The sequence below is a fragment of the Coprococcus intestinihominis genome (assembly GCF_040096555.1).
Lineage (GTDB): Bacteria > Bacillota > Clostridia > Lachnospirales > Lachnospiraceae > Coprococcus_A > Coprococcus_A intestinihominis.
Window position 1 is genome coordinate 1 of record NZ_JBBMEK010000436.1, and the last position, 1,411, is coordinate 1,411.

Consider the following 1,411-nt stretch of genomic DNA (forward strand, 5'->3'; position numbering starts at 1 on the left):
CGCATGTGCCGATGAACTATGAGACCGTCGGAGATAAGATGATTTTTTACTCATTGGGCAATTTTATCTTTGATACAGATTATCAGCGGGCGCAGTTTAATACGGAAAAGGGCATTTTGCTGAAACTGCATTTTACAGAGGACAGATATTCTTTTGAGGCCTTTGGCTTGAAGATCAACCGGGAAAATGAACATATAGAGTCTGCTCCACTTCCGAAGATTTTTGCTGATATTCAGGAGGATGATTATAATAAGCTTGAACCATTGGCAGCGAAAATGTTCTTAGCTGCAACAAAGCGTCAGCAGCTGTTCTTATATCCGGATAAATTCAAGAATGCTACAGAAGCACAGTGGAAAGACCATTTCTATGAAGAGAAGCGCAGCGGCCGTGTGCCGGGGGAAGCACTGGACTTCCAGATTATCTATCCGATTGCCCAGGAAGAGGCCAAAGGTGCATGGAAAGAGTGTAAGTTGGAAGCTGTCAAAGCATATATTTTGGAACAGATGTAAAACAGGATACAAAAATTATATCCGGTTCTGAATAATTGCGGGGACATTATGGAAACAATTAAAAAATAACTGTTGCCATTTTCAAAATAAATGATATAATGGAACAGGTAGGCTAACATGGCTCAGTCGGTAGAGCGACGCACTCGTAATGCGTAGGTCGCGGGTTCGATTCCCGCTGTTAGCTTTAAGCCGGAAACTCTGGAGAATTAAGGGTTTCCGGCTTTTTTAGTACCTTGAAAGAGTGAGGTACAGGATTGCCCGAAGGGTAGGGAGTGTCCAAAAGTTTGTGTAATTTTTTTTGTTGCATAGATTTTCACACATGCGGTATAATATAATCACAGGATTCCTTTGCATTCAACAGGAGGAATTTCAATGAAAAGAACTTTACAGGATTTAACCATCAAAGATCCATTTATGTTTGCCGCAGTGATGTCAGATGAAAATCAGTGTAAATCGCTTTTGTCACTTGTATTAGAAATGGAAATTCTACATGTAACAGTCGTAACAGAAAAGACACTTGCTTATCATCCTGAATATCATGGTGTACGTTTGGATGTTTTTGCCGTTGAAGATGGAACTCGGCGGCGTTTTAATGTGGAACTGCAAGTCAAAGATAACAAGAATTTGCCAAGACGCAGTCGTTATTATCATGCGCAGCTTGATATGGATGCACTGGTAACGGGGATAGATTATAACGAGCTGCCGGATACATATGTTATCTTTATTTGTGATTATGATCCGATGGATTCACTTTTTTATCGATATACGATTGCTAATCAATGTCAGGAAAACAAAGAGAAAATTGCAGATGGCATTCATACAATATGGTCCTATGTCAAGATTTAGTACAAGTTAAAATGAGAAATTTCTCCCCATTTTAACCTGCCAGAAGCTCAGCCTCA

Annotated in this window: 1 protein-coding gene, 1 tRNA gene and 1 pseudogene; all 3 read left to right on the forward strand. The window is 40.0% G+C overall.

All coding sequences use genetic code 11. The annotated features are described in order from the left end of the window. Positions 1–509: pseudogene (locus tag WMO25_RS17995) on the forward strand (CapA family protein); the annotation flags it as partial. 111 nt (positions 510–620) lie between these two features. Then, a tRNA-Thr gene (locus WMO25_RS18000) sits at positions 621–693 on the forward strand. 188 nt (positions 694–881) lie between these two features. After that, a complete protein-coding gene (locus WMO25_RS18005; protein WP_349086597.1) occupies positions 882–1,355 on the forward strand; it encodes an Rpn family recombination-promoting nuclease/putative transposase in 474 nt (157 codons plus the stop codon). The last annotated feature ends 56 nt before the right edge of the window (positions 1,356–1,411 follow it).

Coding starts and splice junctions, on each gene's coding strand:
- WMO25_RS18005 (WP_349086597.1), top strand. CDS start 882: ATGAAAAGAACTTTACAGGATTTAACCATCAAAGATCCATTTATGTTT.